At 67.0% G+C, this 14,747-nt stretch carries 12 protein-coding genes and 1 pseudogene; 10 read left to right on the top strand and 3 right to left on the bottom strand.

The features are described from left to right. Window positions 1-7 precede the first annotated feature (7 nt). On the top strand, window positions 8-1,435 hold the full coding sequence (locus GXW78_RS26830; RefSeq protein ID WP_211871995.1) for a hypothetical protein: 1,428 nt from the start codon (window positions 8-10) through the stop codon (window positions 1,433-1,435). Between the two features lie 719 nt (window positions 1,436-2,154). Here the strand turns inward: GXW78_RS26830 and GXW78_RS26825 are convergent. From GXW78_RS26825 to rhuM, 3 genes are all read right to left on the bottom strand, one after another. Then, a complete protein-coding gene (locus tag GXW78_RS26825; protein WP_211871994.1) occupies window positions 2,155-2,823 on the bottom strand; it encodes a PRC-barrel domain-containing protein in 669 nt (222 codons plus the stop codon). 25 nt (window positions 2,824-2,848) lie between these two features. Then, window positions 2,849-3,175 (bottom strand): hypothetical protein, encoded by a 327-nt coding sequence (locus GXW78_RS26820; protein ID WP_211871993.1) that lies wholly within the window; start codon window positions 3,173-3,175, stop codon window positions 2,849-2,851. A gap of 2,647 nt (window positions 3,176-5,822) precedes the next feature. After that, window positions 5,823-6,251 carry a RhuM family protein gene (gene rhuM, locus GXW78_RS26815; protein ID WP_211871992.1) on the bottom strand — a complete coding sequence of 143 codons (429 nt, stop codon included), beginning with the start codon at window positions 6,249-6,251 and terminating at the stop codon, window positions 5,823-5,825. Between the two features lie 172 nt (window positions 6,252-6,423). Here rhuM and GXW78_RS26810 point away from each other — a divergent pair, with 172 nt between their 5' ends. From GXW78_RS26810 to GXW78_RS26770, 9 genes and pseudogenes are all read left to right on the top strand, one after another. Next, window positions 6,424-7,926: an ATPase domain-containing protein gene (locus GXW78_RS26810; protein ID WP_211871991.1), complete on the top strand. Its 1,503-nt coding sequence runs from the start codon at window positions 6,424-6,426 to the stop codon at window positions 7,924-7,926. A 34-nt stretch (window positions 7,927-7,960) separates the two neighbouring features. After that, window positions 7,961-9,634 carry an ATP-binding protein gene (locus GXW78_RS26805; protein ID WP_211871990.1) on the top strand — a complete coding sequence of 558 codons (1,674 nt, stop codon included), beginning with the start codon at window positions 7,961-7,963 and terminating at the stop codon, window positions 9,632-9,634. Between the two features lie 174 nt (window positions 9,635-9,808). Then, entirely contained in the window at window positions 9,809-10,090 is a 282-nt protein-coding gene (locus GXW78_RS26800) for a hypothetical protein (protein ID WP_211871989.1), read from the top strand. A gap of 298 nt (window positions 10,091-10,388) precedes the next feature. Continuing rightward, on the top strand, window positions 10,389-10,574 hold the full coding sequence (locus tag GXW78_RS26795; protein ID WP_211871988.1) for a hypothetical protein: 186 nt from the start codon (window positions 10,389-10,391) through the stop codon (window positions 10,572-10,574). 24 nt (window positions 10,575-10,598) lie between these two features. Continuing rightward, entirely contained in the window at window positions 10,599-11,423 is an 825-nt protein-coding gene (locus tag GXW78_RS26790) for an alpha/beta fold hydrolase (RefSeq protein ID WP_211871987.1), read from the top strand. Between the two features lie 171 nt (window positions 11,424-11,594). After that, window positions 11,595-11,798: a hypothetical protein gene (locus GXW78_RS26785; protein ID WP_211871986.1), complete on the top strand. Its 204-nt coding sequence runs from the start codon at window positions 11,595-11,597 to the stop codon at window positions 11,796-11,798. An 87-nt stretch (window positions 11,799-11,885) separates the two neighbouring features. Next, window positions 11,886-13,190: an NAD(P)/FAD-dependent oxidoreductase gene (locus tag GXW78_RS26780; protein WP_211871985.1), complete on the top strand. Its 1,305-nt coding sequence runs from the start codon at window positions 11,886-11,888 to the stop codon at window positions 13,188-13,190. Between the two features lie 82 nt (window positions 13,191-13,272). Beyond that, window positions 13,273-14,025 (top strand): SDR family NAD(P)-dependent oxidoreductase, encoded by a 753-nt coding sequence (locus tag GXW78_RS26775; protein ID WP_211871984.1) that lies wholly within the window; start codon window positions 13,273-13,275, stop codon window positions 14,023-14,025. Window positions 14,026-14,106: 81 nt separating this feature from the next. Further along, window positions 14,107-14,747, top strand: a pseudogene (locus GXW78_RS26770) (hypothetical protein); the annotation flags it as partial.

Below are 14,747 nucleotides of genomic sequence, written 5' to 3'. Positions count from 1 at the left end.
ACCCGCCATGACGATCAACACCATCCCGGAGAATGACCGTCGCGAGCGCTTCATCGCCTCGGGCGGGCAGACGGCCTTCCCCTTCGACTTCCCGGTGTACGAGCCGCAGCACGTCGCGGTGTTCCGCCTGCGCGGCAGCACCGAGACTGAGCTGCAGTACGGCACCCACTACACGGTAACCGGCGCCGGCGATCAGGGCGGCGGCACCGTCAACCTGCTGACGGGCGCCGAGGCGGCCGATGTCATCGTGCTGATCAGCGACCAGCCGACGGCGCGGACCAGCAGCTATGCCAACGGCGGCGACCTGACGGCCGAGGCGCTGAACAGCGACGGCAACCGCGTCTACATCACCTTCCAGCAGCTGGAGGATCGGCTTTCCCGAACCATCCGCATCCCGCAGGGCGACCCGCCGGGCGGGCTGGTGCTGCCGGCGGCACCGGTCCGCGCGGACAGCATCTTTGCCTTCGATAGCGACGGCAATCCGGTGATGCTGCAGCCCGATATCTCCGGCAGCGGCGTCGATCGGGCCTATGTGCAGCTGCTGGTCACGAACGCCGTCAACCGGGCACTGCCGCGGACCATCATCAACATCTACACCGGCTCGCTGCTCGACATTCCCGACGGCTGGCAGCTGGCCGACGGCACCAACGGCACGCCGAACATGACCGATCGGTTCGTCGTCGGCTTCGGCCCGGTGTTCCCCTACCTGTCGACGGGCGGCAACACCTCGGCGACCACCAGCCCGAATGGTGGGCACGCCCATGGGGGGAAGACGGGCGAGCGTGCCCTGACCGTCCCGCAGCTGCCGCCGCACAAGCACGGCCAGGGCTCCAACCTGGTGAGCAAGGGCGCAGGCGGCGGCGTCATCACCAGCACGGGGGACTATGCCGACCGGCCCAGCGAGAGCGAGAGCACCGGCGAGGGCCTGCCGCACGACCACGACATCACGCCTGCCGACAACCACCAGCATGATGTAGCGACGATCCCGCCCTTCTTCGCCGTGGCCTTCATCGCGCGGACGGGCTTCTTCGTGCCGCCGCCGGACATCGGCGAGATCCCCGACGTCACCGAGGCGGCCCTGCGCGCCGACATGACCATCGCCTGCGGGGATGAGACGACGGAGCTGGAAGCGGGCGCCGCCAAGGTCAGCTTCCGCATGCTGCGCCGGCGCGTGCTGGAGGGGCTGCGGGTCACGCTGAATGGCGCGTCAACCTCCGGCGTCGTCACCGTCGATGTGAATGTCGATGGCGCAACGATCCTCAGCACCAAGCTGACGATCGACCAGGGGGAGCTGACCAGCCGCACGGCCGCGGTGCCGGCAGTTCTGACCGCCGAGGCGATCGAGGATGATGCCCTGGTGACGATCGATATCGACGGCGCCGGCGCGGACGCGACGGGGCTGAAGATCCATTTCATGATGCGTTATTCGACCTGAGGGCAGCGGCCGGAAGTTCAGAAGGCCGTTGATATTATTGATGTGCAGAACTCACTCTTAATCAGCGGGTCCAAGGTTCGAGTCCTTGTGCGCCCACCATCGCTTTTCCCGGTTATCCACAAGGCGATTTTCCCTCGCGGACCCCACGCGGACCCGGCGGGCTTCATCTCGATTTGTTTTGACGTTGCGCTACCCTCGTCAGCAATTGCCGGGGGGTGATGAAGGTTGCCGTTTTCGCGGGTGCGCTTGCAGTCGCGGCATGTGGCGTTACCAACCATCATCCCCCTGTGGGGTTCATGGATGCGCCGGCCATAGAGTTCAGGAATGCCGAAGGCGTCGGCCGCTGGTGTCCGCAGGGGAGCGGCCCATTCGACGTCGCGCAGGTCCGAGCCTGCCGGGAGCGCCTCCTCGCCGAAGGCTACGGCGAGGCCGGCCCATGGTGCGGAGGTGCCGCGCCGACAGCTGGTGAGGTCGGAGCGGCGGCGGTACTCGGCGGGATGTCGGGCGTCGCCACCACACAGGCGAGGGCCGCGCACCAGCAGGGGTGCCAGTCGCGTCAGATATTTGCTCGGTAGCCAGTTGGTTATCCGCGGGCCCACCGCCGCGTGAACCTCTGCCCTGCCGCTATCAGTTGAAAGTCCGCACGAGGATCCCATCTTCGCCATCGTCCGTCGGTCGGCCGATACGGCGCTGGTATCGCTACCAGCGCCGCAAGGCGCTTACCGGCGTTCGGGGTAGGTGAAGGCCGGGCGCGCCTTCAGGCTGTCGACCGTTGCGCCGGGCAGCATCCAGCGCTCCCGATCGTTGTTCCAGCGGAGCTCGCTGAGCGGAATCGCAACGTACCGCTCGCCGATGCCCAGGAATCCGCCGACGGACAGAACGGCGATCGTCGCGCCGCCGGCCGTGTCGACCATCAGATCGTGCACCTCACCGACACCGCGGTTCTCATCGTTGATGATGTTCGCACCGATGATCTGGCTGGCACGGCGGGCGCTTGCCGCAGGCGTAGGAGTGGTCACCGTCGTCGCGGGCGGCGAGGCCACCGGCGGCGTGGCGGGCCGGGTGGTCGCCGGCGCCTGTGCCAGAGCGAAACCAGGGATGGTGAGGACGGCGGCCGTCAGGAGACCACGCCGCAGAGATGAATTGGTCATTGCGTTCTTCCCTCTCGAAGCAGCGATGATCCCAACGCGAGACGCGCGGCTTGGTTCCACATTACGGAGAAGCTCCCTGCGGACCTTGTCCTGCGCCGTTGCAAAAGCGGCGATGCGCAGCGACGGCTTCGGATCATCACGATACCTGCCGTAGCGCGAGCCCGGAAACCTCGTCTTGAAGATGGTGGTTAAGTTCAGAAATGATTTGCCAGGCTGCGGGCAGCGCTCAATACGCATGCTGCCCGCGCGCTGAATCCCGCAGTTATCGCGGCGTGGGCATTGGATTCCGAGCGACGCCATCGCTCAGCTGGACGTTACCGCCCGCGTCGATGATTGCTTCGCCATCCACGCCTTGAGATGAGGTCACCTGCGCACGCCAAGTCCCATCGCTGCGCCGCGTCAGGTCGCGAATATTCCGCAGCCCCGCCGCCTGAAGGCGGCTCTGCGCCACCGCCTCCGAGATGTCGCCTCTCGGCAGCGGCCCCGGCTGGGTGGTGTTCTGGTTCGGCACGGGCGTTTGTGCCCCGACCTGCGGGGCAATTGCCGTCGCTGAGGCGAGCATCACCGCCAGTGTAAGTACCCACTTCATCAGCTTAATCCCTTCACTCATTGCCCGCCTTGAACAGCAGGCGCGGGGGAAGGTTTCAGACCGGCTATGACGTGCGGGGGGGGGCGGAGGCTCCCAGGCAAACCGTCTTGCCCTCGCCCGATGCGCCTCAGTCAGCGCAAAGGGCGGCCGACATCTAGAAGCGCCTCGCCGCCACACTTCCGCGAGCCTCAAACCCGTTAGGCGGCTGAAGCGTTGCGGGTTCTCCACAGCGAGGCCACACATCATGAGCGACACAGCCACCAACCCAGTGGACAGCGTGCAGGCGGCTGCCGACGCCGCTCATGACGGCATTACGGCCGCTGAGCGCTGGGCTATCCGGTGCGTGCACAGAATTCAGGAGCGGCCGGTCCAGTCGGTAATCTACGCAATGTTCTCTGGCGTCCTGGTCGGGTTGTGGCTGAGACGATGACGCCATCCCGCGCCGGCCTCGCTGGCCAGGCAATTCGTCATCTCGAGGAAGCGAGAGAACTGCCGCTTTTTCAATGCATTCCTCGCTAGAATCCCCGGCGGCAATCAGGAAGACCTGACATGATGGTAGGCAGTCAACCGCGCGGGCGATCCAGCGGATCGACGGCCGGGTCCGGCTCGAGGTCGCTGGGCGGGCGCAGCGCTAGGTGATCGGTTAGACCCGCGGAAGCCCGCCAGGTTCTCGAAAGGCGGCGGACTGGTCGTCGAGATCGCCGCCCATTTCCTCCATCGCCGCCGGAAGGATACGCCGAGGGCGCGGGACAGAATCCCTGCGGGGAGGCGGCGCACCGCATCTGCTTTCGATCTTGCGCAGGCGTCAGCCGCGAAGAGCAAGAGAGGCTGGGGCGTCCAGGTTATGGGCGTCCAAGGACGTCACATTGCCCATCATAGTCGTGCCCGCGACTAAGAGTAGAAGGGCAGCTGATGCAAGCAAGGCGCTCAGGATGATGCCGGGAAATCGCTTCATGGTTGTACGGTAACGGCCGCGCGAGCTTTGTGAAGACAGAGATTGCTCACGGCGCGATCAACAATGCACGTTATCCACCGTCTCATCCACGGAACTATTACGCGGGTGTGCAACCAAAACGCGGCGAGGAGGTGCATCGCTCACTCAACCTGCCAGCACTCTGCCTCATCGGCTCGGCGTGCTTTTTGGTTGCTGCGCCGGCACGGCCTGGGGCGGTGTTGAGCTGGCGTCTTCCTGGCGATGCGACGGATCGCCCAACCCGCAGTCGGCTTCCTCGGGCGGCGGTGTGACGACCCATCCTCTCAACCGAAGTCTTTGCACGACGGCCTTCTCGAACTTGGTCAGCTGGGGGAGGGGCAATCCAGCCCACGCGGCGATTTCCGCCACCGTATTGGTCCCCACGTACTCCAGGTCGCGGAGCGCGCTAAGGACCTCGCTCGTGACCTGGTCGCGCCTTGTGATTCGGACACGCGCCAGCGCATTTCGGGCGCGAGAACGCAACCCTCGAAGAGAGTCCCCGCTGTTGTCGTTCGGCCCCATCGCGCCCCCACGTCCTGCGCCTCATCACGTTAGTTGCGAGTCGCTCGCATATAGTGGCAAGCAACTCTTGGCCCTCAATTGCGGCTGTCGCTGCCCGGTGGATAGTCTCCGCAAGGCGGCCTGACCCGCCCGCGTTCTTCCGCCATGCCCAAGCCCCCGCATCGAAGACCCCGACCTCGAGCGGGCAGCGCGCGACTTGGCGGCCGTGATGGCGCGCCTGAATTACAGGGAAGCGGGCTTCGCTTCGAGATCCAACGCATCGGCCAGACGCGCGAGCTCCGCTGCTACATCGGCCACCAGTTGGGAACGCTGGGGCAGATTGAAGGGACGACGGTGGCGGCGGGGGTGAAGGTCGGGGGCCGGCCGCGATCAGAGGAAAGGTCATGGTGCGCTGCATCTAAACCTCATGCCGGCGCGTACAGCTGGTATGTCATGGTTTGAAATCGCTCTATTCTTCCTGTCGATCGCGACGGGCGCTCTGCTGTTGGGAGCCGTACTCCTTCTTGGTTACCTAGTGAGTGACCCAGCTTTGATACCGACGCCTCCGGCCATTTAACCTAGGTTAATGCGCCGCGCACACAGCTCCGTTACATGGCGCCTGGCACGTTCGCTGGGTGAGGCGGGCCGCTAGCCCGGCCGTCACCCGCGGAGCATGTCGTGCGATTCTGGTTGTACCTCGCTGCGGTCGTCGTGGCGGCATTGGCCGCAGCCGCGTGCGTCCTGCCTTGGTGACCGGCGCCGTTACGCGCGGACCCCCGTCGCTAGCGGCGTTACATCAGCAGCGGATGCGATCTGATCAAGGATCAGCGTGCCCGCGACCACCAGTAGTATCAGGGCGGCAGATGCAAGCACTGCGGCTATCAGGAGTCCCGATACGCGCCTCATAGGTTCGAGCGTACGCCTGCTGCGCCACGATGGAAGCGGTTTTTTCGCTCACAACGCGATCAAATCTGCACGTCATCACCCGTTTGTCCTGCAACTATTGCGTATGGACTGTAACCAAATCGCGGTGAGCGTGCAGCGGGGCGCGCCCGCGCTCGTTGAAGGCGCATGCGTCTTCCGCTCGAGTTCTGGCTGCTGATCTGGTCCGCCGCCATCGCCGTGGTGCTTTGGGCGCCGGTGTGGATGGGGTAAGGGGGGCGGGCAGCTTCGCTATGCTGCCGGCCTCTTCTTCGGCGCAACGACCTCCTTCGCGGTGCGCTCCTTCCAAGCTTCAAGTTCCCGGGCTGCGTGCGCGTGCGCGCGATCGCGAAGGAAGTCCTTGTATGCTCCGAAGACCTCGTGTCCCTGGAATTTAAGCAGCTCGTCGAATTTCACAGCGAGCTGCGCCATGGTCATCTTCCGGGCACGGATCGCAGCGGATTCAATCAGCCATTGCTCGCAGAGGATGTGCAGCTGATACAGTTCTTCGCCATCCAAGTAGTTCTTGCCGATCTTCGCTTCGGCCAGCGTAGGTTTGTCCCCTTTGAGGCTTTGCAGCCCCATGTTCGCCTCGAGGCTATCTGCGCGGACCAGCCCGGTGGCTTCTGCTGTAAATCCCTCGTTCCCAGCGCGTTGCTCAAGCAGGCTGTGAAGCAGCATTAGCCTGGCGATAGACGGCCGATCCGCGTCGCGCCTCACCCGATGTCGCCGAAGCCCGCCATCTCCACCGCCGCGGTGCCACCCCCCCCGACCGTCGGCAACCCGGCCGCCGGGCTTGCGTTTTCCGCCCGGACAAATGCCATCTCGGCATGCACGCTACGGGCAGGAGGACATGAAGGATTCCGACGGCGACACTGCGGCCCACGCGCTCACAGGCATCGGGGGGCTCGATGACGTGCTCGCCGGCGGGCTCTCGCCCGGCCATGTGTACCTTCTGGAAGGGAATCCCGGCACCGGTAAGACCACGATCGGTCTCAGCTTCCTGCTCGCCGGGGCACTCGCCGGGGAACGTGGCCTCTACATCACCCTGTCGGAGACCGCCGCTGAACTGCGCGACAGCGCGCGTTCACACGGCTGGACGATCGACCCATCGGTCGAGATCTTCGAACTCGCCCCCCCCGAGAGCCTGCTCGACGAGCAACAGCAGCAGAGCCTGCTCTATTCGTCCGATCTTGAACTCGGTGAAACCATCCGCATGATCTTCGCGGCGGTCGAACGCTGCCAGCCGAAGCGCATCGTGCTCGACAGCCTCTCCGAGATCCGCCTGCTGGCGCAGAGCTCCCTGCGCTATCGCCGGCAGGTGCTGGCGATGAAGCACTACTTCGCGCGTCGGAACGTGACGGTGCTCCTGCTGGACGACCTGACCTCCGACGCGCTCGACAAGACCGTCCACAGCGTCGTCCATGGTGTCATCAAGCTGGAGGAACTGGCCCCCGACTACGGAGCCGAGCGTCGGCGGCTGCGCGTGATGAAGTATCGCGGGCGCGCCTTTCGCGGCGGCTACCACGACTTCGCCATCCGCAGGGGCGGCGTCGCGGTCTTCCCGCGCCTCGTCGCCTCCGAGCATCGGTCCAGCTACGACCGGCGGCTGGTGACGAGTGGCGTCGCGGAACTCGACGGGTTGCTGGGCGGCGGTATCGAGAGCGGGTCCAGTACGCTCGTCCTTGGTCCGGCCGGTACGGGCAAGAGCACCTTCGCCCTCCAGTTCGTCGCGGCTGCCGTCCGACGCGGCGAACGGGCGGCAGTCTTCGCGTTCGATGAGGAGCTCGGCCTGCTGTTTGCCCGCGCGCGGACACTGGGCTTCGATCTGGAGGCGATGCGCGACAGCGGCGCGCTGCACATCGAGCAGCTCGATGCAGCCGAGCTCGCCCCCGGCGAATTCGCCCATCGTGTCCGCGACAAGGTCGACCGTGCTAAGGTCAAGACCGTCGTGATCGACAGCCTGAACGGCTATCAGGCGGCGATGCCGCATGAAAACGCGCTCGTGCTGCATATGCATGAACTGCTTCAGTATCTGAACCGCCAGGGCGCTTCGACCTTCCTGACCGTCTCCCAGCATGGCCTGGTAGGGGACATGCGGTCGCCGGTGGACATCACCTATCTCGCCGATACCGTCGTGCTCCTGCGATACTTCGAGGCATTGGGCGAGGTGCGGCGGGCCGTCTCGATCATCAAGAAGCGCACGGGTAACCACGAAGCCACGATCCGGGAGTTTCGGATCGGCCCAAACGGGCTCACCCTGGGCGAGCCCCTCAGTGGGTTCCAGGGCGTGCTGCGCGGTGTGCCCACCTTCGTCGGCGACCGCGCCCCCTTGCTGAACCGGAAGGGGGATTGACGTCATTCCGAGTTCCAGAACATCGATTGTCGCCGTGCTCGCGCCCATCGGTCGTGATGTGGCGATCATCGACGGGCTGATGCGCGAGGCGGGGCTGGCAATGACGATCCTGCCCCACCCCGACGCCGCGGCGCTCGTCCGATCGCTCAACGGCGAAATCGGCTTCGTCGTGGCGACGGAGGAGGCGCTGTCGCGGACCGACCTTCGCCCCCTCGCCACCTGGGTCCAGGCGCAGCCCGCCTGGTCGGACCTGCCCTTCGTCATCCTGACCGCACACGGCGGCGGGCCGGAGCGCAATCCCGAGGCGACCCGGATGTCGGAGTTGCTCGGAAACGTCACCTTCCTCGAACGTCCCTTCCATCCCACGACCTTCGTCTCGGTCGCCCGCACCGCCATTCGCGGGCGCAGCCGCCAGTTCGAGGCCAAGGCCCGCATCGAGGAACTGCGCGACAACGAGGAAAAGCTGCGCCACCTGAACGAGACGCTGGAGGAGCGCGTCGCGCAGCGCACGGGCGCCCTGAACGCGGCGCACAAGACCGTGCTGCAGGAGATGACGCAGCGCCAGCGCGCCGAGGACCAGCTTCGGCAGTCGCAGAAGATGGAGGCAATCGGCCAGATCACCGGCGGCGTGGCGCACGACTTCAACAACCTGCTGCTCGCCGTGCTCGCCAACCTGGACTTGCTGCGCCATCGCGTGGCGGCTGCGGACGCCGAGGCCATGCAGATGATCGAGGGCGCGGTGCAGGCCGCCAATCGCGGCACGTCGCTCACCCAGCGGCTGCTGGCCTTCGGCCGCCGGCAGACGCTGCGCGTCGAGCCAACCGACCTGTTGGGCCTGGTCAGCGGCATGATGGGACTGATCGAGCGATCGCTCGGGTCGGGTTGCGAACTGGAACTCAAGCTGCGGCCCGGCCTGCCGCGGGCGATGGTCGATGCCAACCAGCTCGAGCTCGCGCTGCTCAATCTGCTGGTCAATGCGCGCGATGCCATGCCGGATGGCGGCACGGTGACCGTCGAGCTCGCGCAGTGCGTCGCGGCGGATGAGGGCGACCTCGTCGCCGGCGACTATCTCTGCCTGTCGGTGACCGATACGGGGCATGGGATGGATGCCCAGACCCTCCGGCGGGCCGTCGACCCCTTCTTCTCCACCAAGGAACCGGGCAAGGGTACGGGGCTTGGCCTGTCGATGATCGACGGGCTGGCGAAGCAGCTCCATGGCCGGCTGTCGTTGACCAGCCAGCCGGGACGAGGCACCCGCGCCGAATTGTGGCTGCCGGCGAGCCGCGCGGCCGGCGCCCCGGCCGCGGAGCCGCCACTGTCCCCGCCAGTGCCGGCCGCGCCCGTCACCCAGCTCGCGGTGCTGTTCGTCGAAGATGATGTCCTGATCGCCATGGCGACGAGTTCCATGCTCAAGAAGCTCGGCCACCGCGTGACGGAGGCGCGGTCAGGTCAGCAGGCCCTCGCGGCGATCGAGAAGGGCACGCATTTCGACCTCATGATCACCGATTACTCGATGCCGAAGATGACGGGCATGCAGTTGGCGGAGGCGGTGCGCCGCCTGCGGCCGACCCTGCCCATCGTCCTGGCGACGGGCTACGCGGAGCTGCCGTCCGAGGCGACGCTCGACCTTCCGCGCCTCGACAAGCCCTACATGCTCAAGGAACTGGCGGCGATGATCGGCAGCGTCGTCCGCCCAAAGACAGGCTGACATCACGAACGGCGCATGGGGCGATCAGCCGCCCAAGCATTCCGACGCGGCCCAGGACGACGGCGCGGTGCAGCGACTGCGCCACCCCTTGATCGATTGCGAGAGCGCGCCCAAAAATCGCCGTTGCACAAGCCACCGAATGGAGCGGATGGCTCGCTACAGAGCAGGGGCATCATGGAAAAGATCGACGCCAAGATTTTGGGGATGGTGGCGGTTACGCTGGTGACGCGGCTCGCGGCGCATCTGGAACGCAGCGGGGCGCTGCCTCTGGGATGGACCGCTGAAGAACTGCGAAGCGCGGCAACGACGGCTGACAACAATGTCAGGAACGGGAGCGACCCGCTTCTCCACACCGATTTCGCCGCCGCGCTTCGTCGGGTTGCGGCGCTTAGCCTCCAGGCTCCGTCGGACGCCGGCGCCGACCCCCCTCCGACCACCGGCGCCAGCTTGGCGTAGAGTGGGCTTCCGTACCGCGGGTCGTCCTCTGGCGGGCCCCCACAGGCTGCGGATGAGCGCGGTTCCCCGCGGCGTGAGCGGCGTCAGCCGCAGTCCACGTAGCGCTTCGGCCCATCCGCCCGGCGGGCGCTGCTTTCCAGCACAAAAAGGCGCCCGCCGCAGGGAGTACGGCGGGCGTAGGTTGATGGGTGTTGGAATGCCCACGAGGGGCAATGCGAGAACCGCGCCGGGCTGCTGAAGTTTCGCAACGGCGCTCGGCCCGGCTGCGTTCTCCCGATGTGGGAGAGGAGCCCGACCGATGACGAAGCCGAAAATCCCAGGCAGTTCGCGCGATGGCGCGATCGACGCACGCAGCGGCAACGCCAGCGGCAAGCAGGCCGACGAGGTCAGGTCGCATGCCGAGCGCGCGCAGGAGGACAAACCCGCCACCGGTCGCGGCAAGGGTGAGGTTCCGGGCGCCCTGAAGGACCAAACGGAGCGCTAGAGCCATTCGATCGGAGGACTACCGATGCCCTACATCGAGACACGCGACGGGACGAGCCTGTATCTGAAGGACTGGAACGGGGGCGGCCGTACCGTTGTCCTGCTCCATGGCTGGCCGCTGTCCGCGGATAGCTGGGATGACCAGGCCGTTGCATTGGCCGAAGCCGGCTATCGCGTCGTCGCCTATGACCGGCGCGGCTTCGGACGATCCGACCAACCCTGGGTCGGGTACGAGTACGACACCCTGGCCGATGACCTGGCGGACGTGCTGGCCGCCATCGGCGCGTCGGATGCGACCGTCGTGGGCTTCTCCATGGGCGGCGGCGAAGTTGCTCGCTACATGTCGCGACATGGCGGGAAGGGGCTGCGGCAGGCTGCGCTCGTCTCATCCGTCGTGCCCTACATGTTGCAGACCCCGGACAACCCGGAGGGCGTGCCGCAGTCGCAGTTTGACGACATGGCCCAGCAGATGCGGGCCGACCGCGCCGGCTTCTTCACGACATTCTTCAAGCAGTTCTACGGCTCCGGCCTGCTGTTCGACGCGGTAAGCGATGAGGTGGAGACCTGGTCGCGGCAGGTTGCCCTCATGGCCGGCCTGAGGCCGACGCTCGCTTGCGCGCAGGCTTTCGCGACCACGGATTTCCGGCCGGACCTTTCCGCCTTTCGGGTACCGACGCTGATCATCCACGGCACGGGTGACAAGACCGTTCCGATCGACGCTTCGGCGCGGCCTGCTGCGAAAGGGATCGCGAACGCTACTCTGCGTGAGTACGAAGGTGCTCCTCACGGGCTGAACGTCACGCACAAGAAAGAGCTTTCGCAGGACCTGCTGACGTTCCTGGCCCGTTGACGCTCCTGCAGCCCGTTGAATTGCATGCGATGCAGCGCCTCGGCTGGATCCGCCGCTTGATCGTTGTCATTGGTTCCGGTATCGCACCGGACGAACAGCGCCGTTCACACCGCTCATGCAACCCGGCTCCTGCGCATCGCGTTGGCGCCAACGGCAAGGGAGGCATCGATCATGCAGCCGCTAGTCGCCAGCAACGCGTCGCCGCCGAACTCCGGGGCGCAGGTGGAAGCCTACTGGAAAGCCTGTGCGGAGATCCGCAGGGGCGAACTCGCCATCGGAATCGCGGATCTGCTGCCGCTCGCCTGGTCACGCTTGCCGACGCTGCGCGCTTGCGTGCGCAAGGAACTCGCCAGGCACGGCGCCGCCATCCATTAGCCATGCTCCTGTCCTCCCGCCCGTCCGGGAAGCCGTGCTAAGTCGCCCCGGGCCCGCAGGCCCCTCCACGGGCGAACGGGCAGCCGAATGAGCCACTCCCAACAGGCAACCGACAACAGGCACCATGTCGTCGTGGTCGGCGGCGGCTTCGGTGGGCTGGCCACGGTGCTGGGGCTGAAGAACGACCGGGTGCGCATCACGCTGATCGACCAGCGGAACCACCACCTGTTTCAGCCGCTCCTCTATCAGGTCGCCACCGCTTCGCTTGCGACGTCGGACATCGCGTGGCCGATCCGCTGGCTGTTCCGTGGGCGGGAGGAAGTGGCGACGCTGCTGGGCACCGTCACCGGCGTGGACGCCGCCGAACGCCGCGTCCTGCTGTCGGACGGGCAGGCCATCGCCTACGACACGCTCGTCATCGCGACCGGCGCGCGGCATGCCTATTTCGGGCATGACGAGTGGGAACCCTTCGCGCCGGGTCTGAAGACGCTCGAGGACGCGACCACCATTCGCCGCCGCATCCTGATGGCCTTCGAACGCGCGGAGCGGGAGGACGACCCGCTTCGCCGCGCGGCACTGACCACGTTCGTCATCGTCGGCGGCGGCCCGACCGGCGTGGAACTTGCCGGCACCATCGCCGAGCTGGCTCATCACACGCTGCGCGGCGAGTTCCGCCGCATCGATCCGAAGGCGACGCGCGTCGTGCTCGTCGAGGCCGGGCCGCGCATCCTGCCGGGGTTCCGGCCCGATCTCTCCGACTACGCGAAGGCCGCGCTGGAACGGCTGGGCGTCGAGATCTCGCTAGGGGAAGCGGTGACCGCCTGCACGGCCGAGGGCGCGACCTTCGGCGGCACGCTACTGCCGGCATCGACGATCATCTGGGCGGCGGGCGTGCAGTCCTCGCCGGCGGCCGCGTGGCTCGGCGCACCGGCGGACCGCGCCGGGCGCCTCAAGGTGGAACCGGACCTCTCCGTTCCCGGCCATCCCGAGATCTTTGTCATCGGGGATGCCGCGGCGGTGGCGGCGCCGGACGGATCGCCCGTACCCGGCGTCGCCCCGGCGGCGAAGCAGCAGGGACGGCATGTCGCGCGCACGATCCGCGCCCGCCTCGCCGGGCAGCCCACGGCGCGCCCCTTCCGTTACCGCAGCGCCGGGAGCCTTGCGACCATCGGCAAGCGGGAGGCCATCGTCGACTTCGGCTGGCTCAGGCTGCGTGGGCGGCTGGCGTGGTGGCTCTGGGGCATCGCGCATGTCTACTTCCTGATCGGCGCCCGCAACCGGCTGATGGTGTCGCTCAACTGGGTGTGGATCTATCTGCGCGACCAGCGCAGCGCGCGGCTGATCACGCAGGGTCAGGCGGCGCCGAAGGCGCCTGCGCGCGAGGCGACCTGACGCGCCCGGCTTGCCGGGCGGTCCCTTCCGACGCAGGCTGCGAGCCGCAAGGCGCCGCGATGCCGCCGGCAGGAGGAAACCCATGGATCTCAAAGGCGCCGTCGCTCTGGTGACGGGCGGCAATGGCGGGCTTGGCCAGCGCATCTGCCACGCTCTGGCACGCGAGGGCGCGACCATCGCCGTCATGTACGCCGCCAGCCGCGACCAGGCCGAGGCGGTGGCGAGCGACCTCGCCGCGACCCATGGCGTGGAGGCCGCCGCCTTCGCCTGCGACATCACCGATGCCGCGGCGGTGACGCGGCTGGTGGACGAGGTCAAGGCCCGCTTCGGCCGGCTCGACATCCTCGTCAACGACGCCGCCTTCAACAAATCGATCCCGTTCCCCGACCTCGATGCGATGACCGAGGAACTGTGGGAGAAGATCATGGCGGTGAACCTCACGGGCCCGATGCGCCTGACCAAGGCGGTCGCGCCGGTCATGAAGGCGCAGGGCAGGGGGCGGATCGTGAATATCGCCTCGGTCGCCGGGCTGGGGCCCAGCGGCTCCTCGATCGCCTATGCGGTGTCGAAGGCCGGGTTGATCCATCTGACGAAATGCATGGCGGTCGCCCTCGCGCCCGAGACGCTGGTGAACTGCGTCGCCCCCGGCCTGCTGGAAGGCACGCGGGCCACCGCCAATCTGCGGCCCGAGCAGGTGGCCAGTTCGGCCACCGCGTCGCTGCTGAAGAAGCCGGCCGACAAGGACGACTGTGCCGACATGGTGGTGACGATGTGCCGGACCGAGACGATGACCGGCCAGACCATCGTCATCGACGCCGGCCGGGTCTTTCACTGAGCCGGTCCCCCGCCTGACGCATGCCAGACCTAGCTCGCGGACCGCTTTCCCGCGCGGCCGGTCTGGCCGAGAAATTTCTCCATGAGCGCGCCCGAACAGCCGAATCCATCCCTGGACCGCCGCACCCAGGCCAATCTCTTCCTTCTGGCGGTCTGTCAGGCGCTGGGGCAGGCGAGCAACACCATGATGGTTGCGGCGACTGCGCTGTCGATCGTTACCTTCTTTCCGAACCGCGACCTGGCCACGCTGCCGGCGACGCTGACCCATCTCGGCGTGATGCTGTCGGTCTTTCCCGCGGCGCTGTTGATGCAGCGGCGCGGGCGGCGGCTCGGCTTCCGCGTCGGGTCCAGCTTCGGCATGGCCGGCGCGACCGTGATCGGTACCGGACTTTACCTGGCGAATTTCTGGGTGATGTGCTTCGGCGGGCTGCTGCTCGGCTATGCCGTCGCATGCCTGCATCAGTATCGCTTCGCCGCGGTCGAACTGGTGCCCGGCCATTGGCGCGCCCGCGCCATCTCCTGGGTAACGGCTGGTGGCGTAGTGGCGGGCATCCTGGGGCCATCGCTGGTGCGGCTGACCTTCGATGCCTGGATGCCGGTCTATCTCGCCACTTACGCGGCCATGTTCGGTCTGCACGCGCTGGTGTTCACCGTCGTCTCGTTCATCCGCTTTCCGTCGCAGCCCGTCGGCAGCGCCCCGGCGCCCGGCGCGTCGGCGGCGCC

It is taken from the genome of Neoroseomonas terrae (genome assembly GCF_018129025.1).
Classification (GTDB): Bacteria; Pseudomonadota; Alphaproteobacteria; order Acetobacterales; family Acetobacteraceae; genus Neoroseomonas; species Neoroseomonas terrae.
This window is presented reverse-complemented; position numbering and strand designations above follow the sequence as displayed.